The sequence below is a fragment of the Serratia sp. H1w genome, assembly GCF_000633355.1.
Classification (GTDB): domain Bacteria; phylum Pseudomonadota; class Gammaproteobacteria; order Enterobacterales; family Enterobacteriaceae; genus Chania.
This window is the reverse complement of the sequence record NZ_AYMQ01000110.1, coordinates 1-14,978: the sequence shown is the minus strand read 5'-3', so window position 1 is coordinate 14,978 and position 14,978 is coordinate 1. Positions and strand designations below refer to the sequence as shown.

At 50.8% G+C, this 14,978-nt stretch carries 17 protein-coding genes and 1 pseudogene; 14 read left to right on the top strand and 4 right to left on the bottom strand.

The window, feature by feature from the left end:
- Positions 1-31: 31 nt before the first annotated feature.
- Positions 32-205 (top strand): annotated as a pseudogene (locus U869_RS32905) (helix-turn-helix transcriptional regulator); the annotation flags it as partial.
- Positions 206-301: 96 nt separating this feature from the next.
- Here U869_RS32905 and U869_RS0124030 read toward each other — a convergent pair.
- Together U869_RS0124030 and U869_RS0124025 are read right to left on the bottom strand one after the other, a co-directional pair.
- Complete coding sequence (locus U869_RS0124030) at positions 302-796, bottom strand: hypothetical protein (protein WP_025123475.1); 495 nt, start codon at positions 794-796, stop codon at positions 302-304.
- Entirely contained in the window at positions 780-1,562 is a 783-nt protein-coding gene (locus U869_RS0124025; protein WP_025123474.1) for a helix-turn-helix domain-containing protein, read from the bottom strand. The genes U869_RS0124030 and U869_RS0124025 overlap by 17 nt, the downstream gene beginning before the upstream one ends.
- A 542-nt stretch (positions 1,563-2,104) precedes the next feature.
- Between U869_RS0124025 and U869_RS0124020 the strand changes: the two genes are divergently transcribed.
- The 10 genes from U869_RS0124020 to U869_RS32285 all read left to right on the top strand — a co-directional run bounded on the left by U869_RS0124020 (position 2,105) and on the right by U869_RS32285 (position 10,376).
- Complete coding sequence (locus U869_RS0124020) at positions 2,105-2,647, top strand: fimbrial protein (protein WP_025123473.1); 543 nt, start codon at positions 2,105-2,107, stop codon at positions 2,645-2,647.
- Between the two features lie 73 nt (positions 2,648-2,720).
- Complete coding sequence (locus tag U869_RS0124015; protein ID WP_025123472.1) at positions 2,721-3,275, top strand: fimbrial protein; 555 nt, start codon at positions 2,721-2,723, stop codon at positions 3,273-3,275.
- 13 nt (positions 3,276-3,288) lie between these two features.
- A complete protein-coding gene (locus U869_RS0124010; protein ID WP_025123471.1) occupies positions 3,289-5,799 on the top strand; it encodes an outer membrane usher protein in 2,511 nt (836 codons plus the stop codon).
- A 172-nt stretch (positions 5,800-5,971) separates the two neighbouring features.
- Positions 5,972-6,733 (top strand): fimbria/pilus periplasmic chaperone, encoded by a 762-nt coding sequence (locus U869_RS0124005; RefSeq protein ID WP_115650759.1) that lies wholly within the window; start codon positions 5,972-5,974, stop codon positions 6,731-6,733.
- Positions 6,734-6,800: 67 nt separating this feature from the next.
- A complete protein-coding gene (locus U869_RS0124000; RefSeq protein WP_029988390.1) occupies positions 6,801-7,403 on the top strand; it encodes a fimbrial protein in 603 nt (200 codons plus the stop codon).
- Positions 7,396-7,896 (top strand): fimbrial protein, encoded by a 501-nt coding sequence (locus U869_RS0123995; RefSeq protein ID WP_025123468.1) that lies wholly within the window; start codon positions 7,396-7,398, stop codon positions 7,894-7,896. Before U869_RS0124000 ends, U869_RS0123995 begins: the two co-directional genes overlap by 8 nt.
- Positions 7,893-8,381, top strand: coding sequence for a fimbrial protein (locus U869_RS0123990; protein WP_025123467.1), 489 nt, complete (start codon positions 7,893-7,895; stop codon positions 8,379-8,381). Before U869_RS0123995 ends, U869_RS0123990 begins: the two co-directional genes overlap by 4 nt.
- A gap of 10 nt (positions 8,382-8,391) precedes the next feature.
- Positions 8,392-8,880: a fimbrial protein gene (locus tag U869_RS0123985; protein ID WP_025123466.1), complete on the top strand. Its 489-nt coding sequence runs from the start codon at positions 8,392-8,394 to the stop codon at positions 8,878-8,880.
- A gap of 10 nt (positions 8,881-8,890) precedes the next feature.
- A complete protein-coding gene (locus U869_RS0123980; RefSeq protein ID WP_025123465.1) occupies positions 8,891-9,436 on the top strand; it encodes a fimbrial protein in 546 nt (181 codons plus the stop codon).
- A 166-nt stretch (positions 9,437-9,602) separates the two neighbouring features.
- Positions 9,603-10,376: a hypothetical protein gene (locus U869_RS32285; RefSeq protein WP_157834760.1), complete on the top strand. Its 774-nt coding sequence runs from the start codon at positions 9,603-9,605 to the stop codon at positions 10,374-10,376.
- Between the two features lie 173 nt (positions 10,377-10,549).
- Here U869_RS32285 and U869_RS0123965 read toward each other — a convergent pair whose 3' ends face one another.
- Both U869_RS0123965 and U869_RS0123960 read right to left on the bottom strand, forming a co-directional pair.
- Positions 10,550-10,837: a hypothetical protein gene (locus tag U869_RS0123965; protein ID WP_025123464.1), complete on the bottom strand. Its 288-nt coding sequence runs from the start codon at positions 10,835-10,837 to the stop codon at positions 10,550-10,552.
- 485 nt (positions 10,838-11,322) lie between these two features.
- Entirely contained in the window at positions 11,323-12,120 is a 798-nt protein-coding gene (locus U869_RS0123960) for a winged helix-turn-helix domain-containing protein (protein ID WP_025123463.1), read from the bottom strand.
- 390 nt (positions 12,121-12,510) lie between these two features.
- On the opposite strand from U869_RS0123960, the gene U869_RS0123955 reads away from it, so the two are divergent.
- From U869_RS0123955 to U869_RS0123945, 3 genes are all read left to right on the top strand, one after another.
- Positions 12,511-13,182 (top strand): helix-turn-helix transcriptional regulator, encoded by a 672-nt coding sequence (locus tag U869_RS0123955; protein WP_025123462.1) that lies wholly within the window; start codon positions 12,511-12,513, stop codon positions 13,180-13,182.
- Positions 13,183-13,677: 495 nt separating this feature from the next.
- Positions 13,678-14,349 (top strand): tyrosine-type DNA invertase, encoded by a 672-nt coding sequence (locus U869_RS0123950; RefSeq protein WP_025123461.1) that lies wholly within the window; start codon positions 13,678-13,680, stop codon positions 14,347-14,349.
- Positions 14,350-14,752: 403 nt separating this feature from the next.
- Positions 14,753-14,978 (top strand): fimbrial protein (locus tag U869_RS0123945; protein WP_025123460.1); only part of this gene is annotated, 226 nt, incomplete at its 3' end.

The following is a 14,978-nucleotide window of genomic DNA, read 5'->3' as shown; positions in this document are numbered from 1 at the left end:
AGTTTTACATCGGTAGCGACAGAAAGAGCACCGGGTATTGCAACTGTTGATCGAGGGATATTCGCAATCGCAGATAGCCAAGATGCTGCACCTCTCGATAAAGACGGTTAGTGGCTATAAGGTTAAGGCGGTCAAGCGGCATGGTGCAAGAAACTTCAATGAGCTGTATATGCTAAAATACGGTAACAGTTTGTCGAGCGTGTAATAATCCTCTGTGCGATGGCGTTGAATGTCAACATTCGGCCATCGCACTCACTGGAGGGGAAGAAGCTCGTTTTACTGTTCTGTAATAAGCTGTTGGTTATTGGCTATTGATGCACATCATCACCGGTGAAAAGCCATTCCACAATAAATAACCATCACCGACCGTGATGATCCTTAACCGTCGGTTTTTGACTGAAAAGTCAAAAATGGACTGGTTGAACAATTCATTAGGCATATCGTCGCTGGCTTTCTTAATGACATCCACCAGCTGTATCGCCAGATAGCCATTATCTTCATAACGATATTTAAAACTGACGTTACGCAACAGGTGGTACTTTATGGTGCCAGCACTATCCCTGACCGTAGCTGAAATGCCCATTTCCCCTTGGCGCTTGCCATCAATATGTAAACTCATCACGCCCTTGGTTTGCAAATCACTCTGTACCAGGAAAAACGAGGAACAGCTCACTTTCGGCCCTATCTCGGTGATAAAAAACTTATGCATCAGGAAGTTAAACAGCATCGCTGCGGCTACCAGGACAATGGCAAGGACCCCGACCAGCTTGCCTGGGCGATTATTTAGCAAAAACATAGACGGCCCTACAGTCAGAGAAGTGAGACAAGGTATGATCGGTATCAGCGCACCGGGCTATAAATGCTCTGCCAGACTGTTGGTAAGCGTAGTGCTCACCTGCCTGAAAAATAAACACCTCATCGCTGATGCATGGTGCATGAGCAGCAGACAATTCTTGCGCCAACTGCTGTTTACGTGCAGCGGTGTAAGAAGAACCCTCAGTAAGGCTATAGACCGGGCAGGTGTCTATCGTGCCAATTTTATACAGCGTCGACTTGGGAAAGCTATAGTCCAGACGCCCGGTGGCGGAACGAAAAGGTTGCAGGATCAACAAGGTTGAGATAATGACGCTGAGTGCGAGCAGCGCGGGTTTATACCCTCTGCGTGGTCTTGGTTGTTCCTTTGCAGGCTGAGCTTCGGCGATCGCACTGACTACGCTCTGTAGCGTATCCAGGTTGCGAGACACCATTTCTCCGGTGATATAAAACCCCATTCTAGGAATGGTTTTGATGATCTCTTCGTCACAGCCTAATTCACTCAATGACTTACGGATCAGTGAGATATACTGATTAACCGAGTTATTCGATGGCTCCAGGCCATACTTGTCCCAAATGTTATTGAGCAGCTCTTCTCTGCCCACCATCTTATCGGCATTTTCCAGCAAGTAGGTGAAAAGCCGGGCAGGAATGGTAGTTAAGGAGAGCCTTCTGTCGGGTTGCGCGATGTTCCACATCGCCCCGTCCTCGCTTCTGAACGCCACCACATTAAAAATCGTAAAAACCATTTCCCCCCCTTGTCAGTGACGGCCTGATACGCCCTCTAACGCTCAACATACTCTGCTATTTGGCCCCGGTACAGAGTCACCGTTCTCTGGCTGATTATAGTGTATCTGCGTGGCCCGCGGTTTTGACATTGTGTTCCTCTTTTACTGGAGACTCAGAGTCAATACCTGCATGAAGTTACAAAATGTAAAAAAATCACCTCACCAAAATTTATAACGCTGAGCGAGGCAATAACGAAACGCCAAAACGACGTTTCATTCGGTTATTTTTACCGCTGATTCGGTTTGTTTTAAAGGCAATGTGTTGGATATTTTCTAGTCCATACAGGTGCTTGCAACTACGCTTGTAGGACGCCGTTGTTTTTATAAGACAGAGAGAGAAAACAAAGAGGAACGTCCTATTTAAGTATTTTTGGCTGGCGCTATTATAGCGCCAATCCTAAGCAACGGCATTATTGTTGGGTAGTGATAAAAGGCGTGACATGTGTATTTCACTGCCCGCCTAACATTCTAGTTAATATATTTAAATAATAGGAACGGATTTCATGAACGTAAAAGCAATTGCAATGATTATTGGCGCTTCCCTGATGGCTAGCACCGCTTACGCAGCAAACGAAGGCGAAGGCAAAATCACCTTCACTGGTTCTATCACTGATGCACCTTGCTCTATCGCTGCAGGTTCACTGGATCAGGTTATCCCTTTGGGTGCTGTGTCTAACGTTGCTCTGGCTGTTAACGGTAACACCGGTGTTTCTACGCCAATGCCTTTCAGCATTGAATTAAAAGATTGCGTAATTGCTGCTGCTGGCACCAAAGATAAAGTTTCTGTGACCTTCACCGGCGCAGCTTCTACCTATGACGCTGCTAGCCTGGGCCTGATCGGTACAGCTCAAGGTGCTTACATCCTGATGTCTCAGGCTGACGGTGCCAAAGTGACTCTGAACACCCCTACCGCTGGTCAGATCGTTACTGACGGTACCAACAGCACCCTGAGCTTCACTGCAGCTCTGAAAGGTGGCGGTACTGGCGCAACTATCGTCCCAGGTAACTTCCAGGTACCAACCAACTTCGTACTGTCTTACCAGTAAGTTTGTTGCGTAGTGCTGAATAACCTGCGGCGGCTGTGCCGCAGGTTTTTTTTGTTACCCATGGAGTTGGTTAATGAAATGGACTTATGACGTTTCACCTTGTGTGGTGCCTTCCCTGCTGATGTGTTGTGCCCTGGCGTTTTCCGGCAGTGCAGCTTCCGATGATGTGCTGGGGAAGGGGCGCGTCAGCATGGAAGGCGCCATTGTCGAGACGCCGTGTGCCATTGAAGTCGGGGACCGTGACCAGAGCCTGGTGATGGACACCATTCCGGTCAGCCAACTGATCCGTGATGGTCGCGGGCCGGAAAAGGTTTTTGCCATCCGCCTGGTGGATTGTGTGCTGGTGCGTGTTGACGCGACAGCGCCTGACTGGCAGCGCTTTCAGGTGACCTTTGACGGTGACAACGATCGCGGTCATTTCGGAGTAAGCGGTGAGGCACGTGGAGTGGCGTTGATGATACGTGACGCCAGAGGTGAGGTGGCGGCACCGGGTGATGCCATGCCGGCCAGCACCATTATCCCAGGAGAGATGCAACTGCATTACACCCTGAGTCTGGTGGGCAACCAACAGACGTTGCAGGCAGGGAATTACCGTTCGGCAATACGGTTCAGAATGGATTATTACTAAAGGGACTCTCTTCATGGTGCGTTATTTTTCCCGCTCCCTGCTCGCCATCTTGTGTCAGGCCAGTCTGGGCAGTGGCGTATTGCTCGGCGCAGTGAGCGTGGCCCAGGCAAAGGATATCCAGTTCAACACGGATGTATTGGATCTCAAGGATCGCGGCAACATCGATTTAGCCCAGTTTACTCACAAGGGTTTCATCCTGCCGGGTACCTATGATCTGGCGCTCAGCCTTAACAACCAGGTGCAGCCGGCACGTCCGGTGGCGTTTCTGGCCCCGGACGACGATCCGAAAGGCAGTCAGGTCTGTCTGAGCAAAGAGATGGTCGATCAGCTGGGTCTGACCAAGGCGGCGCTGGCCAAGTTGACCTGGTGGCATCAGGACCAGTGTCTGAACCTGGATAGCGTGGATGGGCTACAGGCCCGTACTGACCTCGGTACCAACACGCTGTACCTCAGCATTCCGCAGGCGTATCTGGAATACAGCAGTGCCAACTGGGATCCACCGGCGCGCTGGGAAGAAGGGATCCCCGGTATTCTGCTGGATTACAACCTGAATACTCAGGTTCAGCGGCAGAACCGGGATGGCACCCAGGGCTATAACCTCAGCGGCAACGGGGTAACCGGGGCCAACATCGGTCCTTGGCGACTGCGTGCCAGTTGGCAGACGCTGCTCAACCATCAGACCGGAGCAGGACAGCAGACCGAGCGGAGTTTTGACTGGACACAGTATACCGCCTATCGGGCGATTACACCTTTACGCGCCAAGCTGACGCTGGGGGAAGATTTCCTTAAATCTGACATCTTCGACAGCTTCCGTTTCACCGGGACCAGCCTGATCTCGGATGACAACATGTTGCCACCGAATCTGCGTGGCTATGCACCGGAAGTCACCGGGGTGGCACGCGGCAACGCCAAGGTGGTGATCAGCCAGCAGGGACGCGTGATCAAGGAAGTGCTGGTCGCCTCTGGTCCATTCCGGATCCAGGATTTGGATAGTGCGGTCTCCGGTGCATTGGATGTGCGGGTGGAAGAGGCCGATGGCAGCGTACAGAACTTCCAGGTGGATACCGCCACCATTCCGTACCTGACCCGGCCAGGACAAGTGCGTTTTAAGTTGGCGGCGGGCCGCCCGTCTGACTGGCAGCATAAGGTCAATGGACCGATGTTTGCCACCGGCGAGTTCTCCTGGGGCGTGAGTAACGGTTGGTCGCTGTACGGCGGTGGGCTGGGGGGCGATGAATATACTGCCCTGTCCTTGGGGATCGGGCGTGACCTGATGGCCCTTGGGGCCTTGTCGGTAGATATGACGCAGTCCCGCGCACGGTTGCCGGATCAGGACACCATGCAGGGGGGATCTTACCGCCTTAGCTACTCAAAGCGCTTTGACGATACTGGGAGCCAGGTGACGTTTGCCGGCTATCGTTTCTCCGACAGTGGCTTTATGTCGATGGCGGACTACCTGAGTTTAAAGAATAGCCCCGACGGGACAGCGCCGGGGCGCAGCAAGGAGATGTACACCGTCTCTTTCAGCCAGCAAATCGAATCGCTGGCGATGAGCGGGTACCTCAACTACAACCACCAGACTTACTGGAACCAGGCCACCAGCGACCGTTATGACCTGACGTTGGCACGGAATTTCGATATTGGCAGTTTTCGTAATATCAACCTGTCGCTGACGGCGTACCGCAACAACTTCAGCAGCACCAAGGACGATGGCATGTATCTGTCGCTGTCGTTGCCGTGGGGCAATTCGGGAACGGTGGGCTACAGCGGTTCTTACGCCGCGGGCAACAATAGCAACTCGGTCAGCTACTCCGACCGGATCGGTGATGCCGATAACTATGTCCTGCGGGCCGGTACGTCGAACAGCGATGCCGATCTGAGTGGCTATTACACGCACCGGGGAACTCTGGCGCAGATGAATGGCATGGCCAGCTACCGTTCTGGGCAATACAGCTCGGTGGGAATGTCGATGATGGGCGGTGCGACCCTGACTGCCGAGGGCGGTGCACTGCACCGTGTGGCCGTAATGGGTGGGACGCGGATGTTGGTGGATACCGACGGCGTGTCCGACGTACCGGTGGGCGGTTATGGCAGCACGGTCAACACCAACTACTTCGGTAAAGCGGTGGTGGCGGATGTGAACAGTTATTACCGCAACAGCGTACGTATCGACGTGGACAAACTGGCGGACAACGCCCAGGCCACCGGCTCGGTGCTGCAAGGCACGCTGACCGAAGGGGCGATAGGTTATCGCCACTTTGAAGTGATAGCGGGTGAGAAGGCGATGGCGGTGATACGCCTGGCCGACGGTTCGGTACCGCCGTTCGGTGCCACGGTGCTGAATGCCAAGCAGCAGGAGACCGGCATGGTGAACGACGCGGGCAACGTCTACCTCAGCGGCATCAAGCCGGGTGAGACGATGACGGTGCATTGGAATGGTGCTGAACAGTGCCGCATTACGCTACCAAAAGAAATATCGGCGGGTATGACCGCCAACCTGCTGTTGCCTTGTGTAAAGGGATAACGGCAGATAACCCGTTAAACGGGCGCAGCATGCAGCGCCCCTACGTTGCGAGACCGATGAGGGTTTGTCCACAGTCTCGCAACCATATCCATTGAACAGTAAGGGCGTCATCGCCCACGGGCTAGTTAGCCGGTAGGGATGACGTCTGATAGGAAGAGTAAAGGTAATGATGATGAAAAGATTTTTTGCGATGAGCCTGTTGGCAGGTGCCGCAGTAGCCACCATGGTGCCATCCGCGCAGGCGGCGATTTCTCTGGACCGTACCCGCGTGGTGTTCCCGGGGAATGAAAAGTCGGTGAGCCTGACCGTACGCAACCAGAACCCGGAACTGCCTTATCTGGCACAGGGTTGGCTGGAAGATGCCCAGGGCGTCAAGCTGGAAGGGAATAGTGCATTTACCGTGTTGCCACCGGTACAGCGCGTTGAGCCGAAAGGGCAGACTCAGGTGAAAATCCAGGCGACGGCGGGAGCCAATGCATTGCCACAGGATCGCGAGTCGCTGTTCTTCTTCAACCTGCGGGAAATCCCGCCGAAGAGTGACAAGTCGAACGTGTTGCAGATAGCGCTGCAAACTCGCATCAAGATGTTCTACCGCCCGGCCGCACTGGCCGAAGCGGCGGCAAAGCTGCAAGCGACGCCGTACCAGGAGCAACTGACGCTGAGCAAAAATGGCGATCAATACACCGTCAACAACCCGACACCGTATTTTGTGACATTGATTGGTGCCAGCGCTAAAAAGGGCGGGGACGTGGTGAAAGGTTTTGAACCGCTGATGGTGCCACCGAAGGGCAGTGTCAAGCTGGGCGGCAGTGCAGCGGCGTTAGGGGCAACCCCGGTACTGGTATATGTGAATGACTTTGGTGGGCAACCGGCGCTGACCTTCAAATGCAGTGGCAGCAACTGCCAGGTTGATGACAGCAAGCGCGACAAATAATTACCCGATAGGGTGATGGGCGGTGCCCGGCGGGCATGAACCGTGACGGAAGAACGAGGAAATAATCATGGAAAAGAGAAGACTGCCCGGCAAGACAGCAAAGTACTCCGTCCTGAGCGGAATGGTACTGGCTGCTCTGCTTTCCCCGCTGGCGCAGGCCGCTGCGGGAGCGATTGACGGCGAGAACGGCGTGCTGCATGTATCGGGAGCGCTGACCGAAAGCGCCTGCCGTTTGGAGATGAGCAGTGCCGACCAGTCTGTCGAGTTGGGAGAAGTGGGGACTGGTCGTTTGCAACAGGTGGGTGAACGGGGAACGGCGGTAGCGGTGACATTGCGTTTGCAGGACTGCTTGCGCAGTGCCGCCAACAATCGTGACCAGCAAGGTAACCTGACCTGGAGCACTAACCAGCCAGCGGTATCGCTGACCTTTACTGGCGTGCAGGATAACAACCAGCCCGAGCTGTTACTGGCGCGTGGCGTAGGTGGCATGGGTTTGCGCCTGACGGATGCTTCCCATCACAACGTTGTCCCTGGATTGGCAGGTCAACCGCAGTTACTGACTCCGGGCAGCAACGTGCTGACCTACTACATCGCGCCGGAACGTACCGGGGCACCGCTGCAAGCGGGCGCTTATCTGGCCCATGTCAACTTCAGGCTGAGCTATGAATAAATTTCCATTGCGGGCATTGAGCTGTGCACTGAGTGGCTTGGTGCTGTGCCTGGCTTCGGCGCAAGCCGCCACCCAGTTCTCGTTCACTATCAAAGGGACGGTGGTCTCTGGCCCGGCTTGCATACTGAATGCCAACACCGCGATTGATGTGCAGTTTGGTAGTGCCTTGCAGACCACCAGTATTGATGGCAGTAACTACGCGACACCGGTGCCGTTTACCCTGACCTGTGTCGGCAACCCTTCGAGCCTGCGGCTACGGTTCCAGGGGCCGGTCACTGACTTTGGCACGGGTGTATTGTCGACAAACTTTCCCGATCTGGGGATCCAGCTTTTGAAGCCGGACAATAGCGTGCTGGCGCTGGATGAGTGGTTTACTTTCGCCTATTCGGCCACACCGCCCGCCATTGCGGCGGTACCGGTGAAACGGCCAGGTGCCACTCTGCCGGGTGGGGTATTCAACAGTACGGCAACGCTGCTGGTGGAGGTGATATGAAACAGCTAACAGCAATACGTTGTGCACTGGCCTTGACGATCGCCCTGAGCTCCGTATTACCGGCACAGGCCGTGGACGTCAGGTTCGGCGGCACCCTGGTGGTGCCACCGCCTTGTGTGATTAACGGCAACAGTGATATCTCGGTGGACTTTGGCACCGATCTGCTGACCGGGCGGGTTAACGGGGTCAATTATGAAAAGCCCATCAGCTATGTGCTGGACTGTACCGGGGCGACTTCCAAGACGCTGAAACTGCAATTTCAAAGCGGTGGCGCGGGTTTCGATGCCACCGTGCTCGGTACCAGCAAAACCGATTTAGGCCTGGAGTTGCGTAGTAACGGTACCAAGTTGCCGATGAACACTTGGCTACAATTTACCGACCCGGCTCGCCCTGTATTGACGGCAGTCCCGGTGAAAGCGACCGGCAGCACCCTGAGCGGAGGAGCCTTTACTGCGGCTACCACGCTGTTGGTGGACTATCAATGAGGGATGAGCAATGACAGGTAAAACAGTTTTCCTGGCGATGATGTTAGGTATGACGGGCGTGCTGGTGCTACCAGCACAAGCGGTACAGGTGAATTTTCAGGGCGCTCTGGTGGAGTCCGTACCTTGCACCATCAATAATGATGAGCTGATTGAAGTGGATTTTGGCGATAACCTGGTGATCCGCAATCTTGACGGGGTGCGCTACAGCAAGCCCATCCCGTACCAAATTGATTGCAGTGCTGCGGGGGCGGTTCGGATGAGTATTCAGGGGACCCCGGCCAGTTTTGGCGTATTTCTCCTCCAGACCAGTCAACCAGGATTGGGGATCAGTGTTGTGGTGAATGGTACTCCGTTCCCCATAGGAAGTAACGGCTATTTAACCGGTATTGACTTGCAATCTCTGCAGCAAATGGTGGCGGTGCCAGTGGCCAATCCGGCGCAGCCGCCGAGCCCAGGAGCGTTTACGGCGCGAGCTACGCTGCTGGCAGAATATCAATAGGAGCCGTTTGATGAAGCAATGGCAAGGGTTATCACAGTTCGGTCTGGCATTGTTATTGACTGGCCCGATTTTATGCTGCGCACCAGCGCAGGCGGTCGAGAACCTGGCATTCAAGGGAACGCTGGTGAATGCGCCTTGCACCCTGCGCCCGGGTGACGAGGCAATAGAACTGAACTTTGGCACGCTGGTTAACAAGTTCCTTTACAGCAATACGCGCACTCCCAGCCAGCCGTTCTCATTGCATCTGGATGACTGTGATACGGCAGTGGCGACAGGGGTCAAACTGACGTTTATCGGCACCGAGAACTCGTCATTGCCAGGACTGTTGGCGCTGGATGCGTCCAGCGTGGCTCGTGGCGTGGCGGTGGGGATGGAGACGGGCGCTGGTCAGGCGCTACCGCTCAATGTGCAAGGCTCCACCGCACCGCTGACGCAGGGCAACATGGCGATTGCGTTGCAGGCCTATGTGCAGGCAGAACCGATAGCGAAGGCGAACTTGGGGATTGTGCCGGGAGCGTTTACGGCGACCGCGACGTTTGCATTGGAGTATCAGTAACAGTTGGTGCCGACCATGGTGGAAGCGCTAGGGTCGCAGCAGCGAAGGACCGTGATGCGCGGCATACTTATGCCGCCTTATATTGGCGAATTGGCCATTATAGGCAAAAGGATTATTGCAGGTAGCGCGGTAATTTCTTTGCCGCAAATTATGAAATGAGATAACTATGCGATTACCTATCAGTTTGACAAAAATACTGTTTCTGACAGCACTATGGGTAGGAGGGGAAGCTTCTGCCGCTGTCATGTTCACCTCTGCTACGGGGACGGCTTCATCTTCGGGGTCAACCATCTTCGCCACATGGACATCTACTGCGAATGTGTACGCACCGAGTAACCTTAATCCGTATTATTATTATGGTGCCGTATCTTCGTTTACCACCAATCCCACAGACCAGTCGGCAGTGACTGATGGGAGTAATATCGAGATAATCCGTGGTGAGACCTGGGAAGCACTCAATGATCGGTGGTCGGCCAAATATGGTTACAACGGCAGTCGCCTGTTTCGTTCAGGTAGTAGCTCCCAGAATAACCAGGGTAAATATATGTGCATGTTGTTGTCCAGTTACGATGGGCAAACGCGCTATAAGACGGGGTGTACCCCTATAGACTACTCTAAAAGTACAGTGTCTTGTGATATCACTGGTCCTTCTTCCCTTGATCATGGCCTGCTGGATATCAACTCGATTAATGGGAGTGTTGCCCGTTTTGATGCCACAATTCAATGCAATGGCGCAGCGACTGTGGGTCTCACCTACTCACCAACAACTGTCTCTTTGGGCAATGGGATCACTTCTACACTCAAACTTAACAACGGCAATGCAAGGGTTCAAATCAACTCAGGCATGGTTACCGTGCCGATAGAATCGACACTATCGGCCACCAATCCGGTAGCCGGTAATTTTTCTGGTTCAGCGGTGGTCACCATCGACGTGCTGTAGTATTCATTTGTGTACACACTGCCGCTATTGCTTATTGATATGCAATAGCGGGAGCGTGGTTGCCACAAAACGCAACTGCGTTACGCCAAATAACCCCATGCTGGCCCGTTTCAAGGCGGAAATGACAGGCAACGAAAGATAAGCTATCTGGATAATGGCGCCACTGGCCGCTTTTATCCGTTGGTGAGAGGTTTTTTGTTGCCGCCGCTGCCACGCTTCACGCAGATGGCATCACTGGTAGCTAGCATGACGGTGACATAGCAGCCATATACGGCACCGTTATAGTTAGCCTTATAATCAATACGTTGTAATCCTTTATCCACGTTGCTGATGGTTATTTCACTTGGCTCAGCACCTAGCGATTGCGCCGTCCTTTTAGCTAAAGAATCATTTTGTGTGGTAACGGCACAGCCTTGCAGCAAAAATAGAGATGCCACAAATAAAGCAGAAGTGATGCGCATGGGAAGTCCTTATCATTTAAATGAACTACTAGTTATATTGACACAGTGAAAAGGAGTTTCGCGATTGGGATTGAGTTATCCGGCTTGTTGAACGTTCACCAACTGGCAACGGGACTACTCATCTTCGGAAAGCTCCAAGTCTCCAGGTCACTAATAGATTTATTTCGATTGAAAAGGACACTAACATAGCGATATTGTAGCCACAATTAAATGCGGCCATTTTTCGGAATTTAACCAGATTTTTTTCATCAGATTCTCTTATCAGTATGCATCTCTTGGTTTTAACTGAATCAGTTTATAACTGATTGAAAAATAATTTGATGTAGGTGATCTGGAGATTGGGTTGTTGACGGCGGAGCGCTAATCAGTTAAATCAATAACTGTAAAATGATATGAAGATGGCTCTCCTCATCCTAATCCTATCATTCAGGTGGGGGATGAGGGTTACAAGAAATTGCGGGATAACTAATCGGAGAGGCGGCTACTTATTCTACGGACTGCCAATCCAACTGGTATTCAGGAATACACTTGTTTTTATTGCCACGTATATAAGGGCTGTCACAATGGATCACCGACGCGCGGGGAAGCAACGGATGAGCGGTAAAATAGATGTATTTCTGCTCGCTACAGTCGACTTCGTTATGGGCGATAAACTGTAGGTAGGTGTTAATAGAGGTTCCCCTATCGTAAAGATAAACCGAGCACTGACCTATTTTTCCAGCATAGTTATAGTTAGAAAAGTTCTTTTCCTGAGTCCAATGCCCCCACAAAATATAGAACAACATACCTATACAGGAAAGTACGCTAAGGAGTGTTAGCCAAAGAGGACCGGGGAAACGGCGTTTTTTCTTACCGATTACCAGGGAAGGATCCAGCGTACTTTCCTCTGAGACCAGACCTCCTTCAGGGGGAAGTTGAGGGGCCTCCCCAGCTATTTTCTCTACCGTAATCGATAACGGTATCGTCAATCCCTGGCGGGGGACCGTTCTGATTACCGTTTTATCGCAACCCGCGAGTTTTAACCCTTTGCGTAACGTCAGGATGTTTTGATAAAAGGTATTACTCGATACACCTATACCACTTTGGTTCCAGCCGATGTCGAACAACTCCTGCTGTGAAACCAGCTTCCCGTGCTGGTTCAATAGCAGCTGCAGGCAGCGCGAAGCCGCGACAAACAGGGTGACCCTTTCGCCGTTCTTGCGTGAGTAAAGCAGGTTTTCTTCAGGCCTGAACTCTATGCTGTTACCGATGAGATAATAAAAACTACTACATTCCGTCGTCACTTCGCCATCTCCATTTTTACATCTCACTTGATATTAAAGCGGATTTTAACATCTGATATTCTAATCAATGAGTGAGATTCTTCCTATTGCTCGCAAAATAATCACCATCAAGCGGGTTGGGAACACGTCACTGTTGGGGTTTCTAAAGCGAAATTTACCAAGATTATTCTGATTAGTAAATTGGTTTAAGGCGATTTAAGGAAAATACCTAGCACATTTTCGACCCCGTTAAGCAATCTTAAGGACAAGCTGGGTTTGTTTAATTCGTTGATTTTAATCATGTTTTTTCTTATTGTTTTTTTAATACCTTGGGTTGAGATAAATTGAGTATGCCTGGTAGGGGGCGAGCGCTAACATGCGTCCAACTTTTCAGCGGTAGGCGAAAAGCCGATGCAAAATAGCTCATATGGATTCGGTGGGATGTTTAATAATAGAATGGATAACGATTTTTATGTTAACGGCACCCGCTTTGGTTACCATGATAATGATATCGAGCAGATATCCTTTCATATCGCTAGTGACAACAGTTATTTTGTTGAAGGGATCATCTTCAGCTTATATAAGTTAAAACAGCAACATAGCCATATTGACTTCGAGCATACCATTTCGAATGGTTCTGCACGCAGCGCATTAATGCTTACCGAAGTCATCCGCGAAAAAAAGTCCAACACATTAATGGTGATCATTGCGAGTGCCGCAATGTTGAATATGTTGTCGCTAAGTATTGACCATCGTTATATGGACAAAATTGTGTTTGTCGCGACCAGTGAATGTAACGCAGTGGTATTAGCACAGATTACCGATGCATCTCATAGCAGTTGGGTTATTCGTGATAAGTACTTCCCTAAAGGGACGTTGGCAAGCCTGAGTAATAGAGAAAAGCGTATCTGTTACTACCTGTTTCGCGGCTATACCCCCAAAATGATTGGCACAATCCTGGGGATTAATGTCAAGACGGTGAGCAGTCATCGTGTCTCGGTGATGAAAAAAATAGGTTGTAACAACAAAATAGAGTTTTTTAAAACGTTGAAAACTTACTATGGTGCCAGCGTTGAAGGTTGAATCCTGTAATAATATCATTCCTATTACTGAATGAATCAATATCTGTTGATGCATGCTCTTCTTGGGGAACCGATTACGGTTCTCGAGTCCCCTCGCTTTCTAACCCACCTTACGTCGTTGTTGAGCCAATAAAATAAGATCATTCAGTGGTATTCTCACTTTTTTACAAAATTTAAACAGGTATTTAGCTTATTTTTGTCTACCAGGGTCAGTAGGAGAAGCGCTCGTTTTTGCTGGCAATGACTGACCAGCGCTGGTCTTGATTATAAAACATACGTTTCGTGAGATTATTCTCATTCTGGGGAGGGACCAAAAATAATCCGTTAAAATTTTAGGGTCTTGTTGTGTCCTTTTGTTTCGCTTGGTGAATGAGTAAATCTATTTTTATTTGGTAATCGTTCCTCACAATAGGCTATGCTTTAAGTAATCTGTCAGTGACAGAGGTTATTAATTCTTGAGCGTGTTATCGGCAGTATAATTGCAATAGGAGTTTTTGTGGCACAGCGTAAATTTCTCACTCTCACCGAAGTTAACAACTTGATGAGTGCGTCCCGGAATAAACAAACCGGGGTACGGGATAGTTGTCTGATCCTGCTGGCCTTTCGTCACGGCTTTCGTATCAGCGAGTTGTTGAACTTGCGTTACCACGATCTGGAAATGATTGAGGGACGGATCAATATACGCCGGCTTAAGAATGGATTCTCGACCGTTCATCCTCTGATGAGTGATGAATGTAAGGCGATTAGAGAATGGAACCAGGTCAGGGCACAGTGGAAGCCCGCAGTGGATCCGGAGATTGTGTTTATCTCACAGCGTGGTACCCAACTATCACGTAACCAGGCTTGGCGCATTATCCGTCAGGCGGGTGAACTCGCGGGTACCGCGACGCATACGCATCCTCATATGCTGCGTCATGCCTGCGGCTATGAACTGGCAGAAAGAGGGACCGATACCCGACTGATCCAGGACTATCTGGGGCACCGTAACATCCGGCATACGGTACGTTATACCGCCAGTAATGCGGCGCGCTTCGTTGGGATGTGGGAGCGTAATGGATTGGTTATTAAGGATATATTGGTAAATAATGGGGTGCAAGATGAAACAATTGGGGCTAAACTGTTCCTAATTCTTAAACGAACAGTAAGATTTTGCAATGCCCTGCATTAGAATATTCCTGTGTTTTTATTCATCCATATGAAAATTAAAGATATTTTTTTATCTTCGACAATTGTGAGTCCTGCCCCCTAAATTTTGGCCATTATGCCAAGCCTGTGCAATAAAATTCAATTTCACTAAAAATCATACTCCCCGGTAAATGACAAAGCATTTAATGCTTTATTCTTTCATTTAAATAAAAAAATCAGTCAATTAATTCAATGTTAATACATCTAACGTTTTTTTATAGGGTGCGACAAAATAGCCCCAAATGTCTCATGTTGATGGCGAAAACTGAACGGAATAGGGAGGTCCGGCCGTGAGTAGTAATAAGTCTGTGCGGTTGCCCGCCAGGGGAATCGACCTCCACACTTTTTCATGGTTATGAAACATTATGTGTTCAAAGGAAAATAGTATGAAAATCAAATCACTGGTTGCTGGTATTGCCGCAGTTCTTTCTCTGGCTGGCGTCGCTAATGCGGCAACGACTACCGTCAACGGTGGCCCGATCCATTTCAAAGGGGAAGTCGTTAACGCGGCTTGTGCCGTGGATGCAGGTTCTATTGGCCAGACAGTGCAATTGGGGCAAGTAAAAACCACTTCATTGGCTACCGCTGGTGATGTCAGTTCTTCTACCGGGT

Excerpts from the sequence above, each read along its gene's own strand:
- U869_RS0123990 (WP_025123467.1), top strand. The coding sequence starts at position 7,893 with ATGAAACAGCTAACAGCAATACGTTGTGCACTGGCCTTGACGATCGCC.
- U869_RS0124025 (WP_025123474.1), bottom strand. The coding sequence starts at position 1,562 with ATGGTTTTTACGATTTTTAATGTGGTGGCGTTCAGAAGCGAGGACGGG.
- U869_RS0123965 (WP_025123464.1), bottom strand. The coding sequence starts at position 10,837 with ATGCGCATCACTTCTGCTTTATTTGTGGCATCTCTATTTTTGCTGCAA.
- U869_RS0123995 (WP_025123468.1), top strand. The coding sequence starts at position 7,396 with ATGAATAAATTTCCATTGCGGGCATTGAGCTGTGCACTGAGTGGCTTG.
- U869_RS32285 (WP_157834760.1), top strand. The coding sequence starts at position 9,603 with ATGCGATTACCTATCAGTTTGACAAAAATACTGTTTCTGACAGCACTA.
- U869_RS0123955 (WP_025123462.1), top strand. The coding sequence starts at position 12,511 with ATGCAAAATAGCTCATATGGATTCGGTGGGATGTTTAATAATAGAATG.
- U869_RS0124030 (WP_025123475.1), bottom strand. The coding sequence starts at position 796 with ATGTTTTTGCTAAATAATCGCCCAGGCAAGCTGGTCGGGGTCCTTGCC.
- U869_RS0123980 (WP_025123465.1), top strand. The coding sequence starts at position 8,891 with ATGAAGCAATGGCAAGGGTTATCACAGTTCGGTCTGGCATTGTTATTG.
- U869_RS0124010 (WP_025123471.1), top strand. The coding sequence starts at position 3,289 with ATGGTGCGTTATTTTTCCCGCTCCCTGCTCGCCATCTTGTGTCAGGCC.
- U869_RS0124005 (WP_115650759.1), top strand. The coding sequence starts at position 5,972 with ATGAAAAGATTTTTTGCGATGAGCCTGTTGGCAGGTGCCGCAGTAGCC.
- U869_RS0124015 (WP_025123472.1), top strand. The coding sequence starts at position 2,721 with ATGAAATGGACTTATGACGTTTCACCTTGTGTGGTGCCTTCCCTGCTG.
- U869_RS0124000 (WP_029988390.1), top strand. The coding sequence starts at position 6,801 with ATGGAAAAGAGAAGACTGCCCGGCAAGACAGCAAAGTACTCCGTCCTG.
- U869_RS0124020 (WP_025123473.1), top strand. The coding sequence starts at position 2,105 with ATGAACGTAAAAGCAATTGCAATGATTATTGGCGCTTCCCTGATGGCT.
- U869_RS0123985 (WP_025123466.1), top strand. The coding sequence starts at position 8,392 with ATGACAGGTAAAACAGTTTTCCTGGCGATGATGTTAGGTATGACGGGC.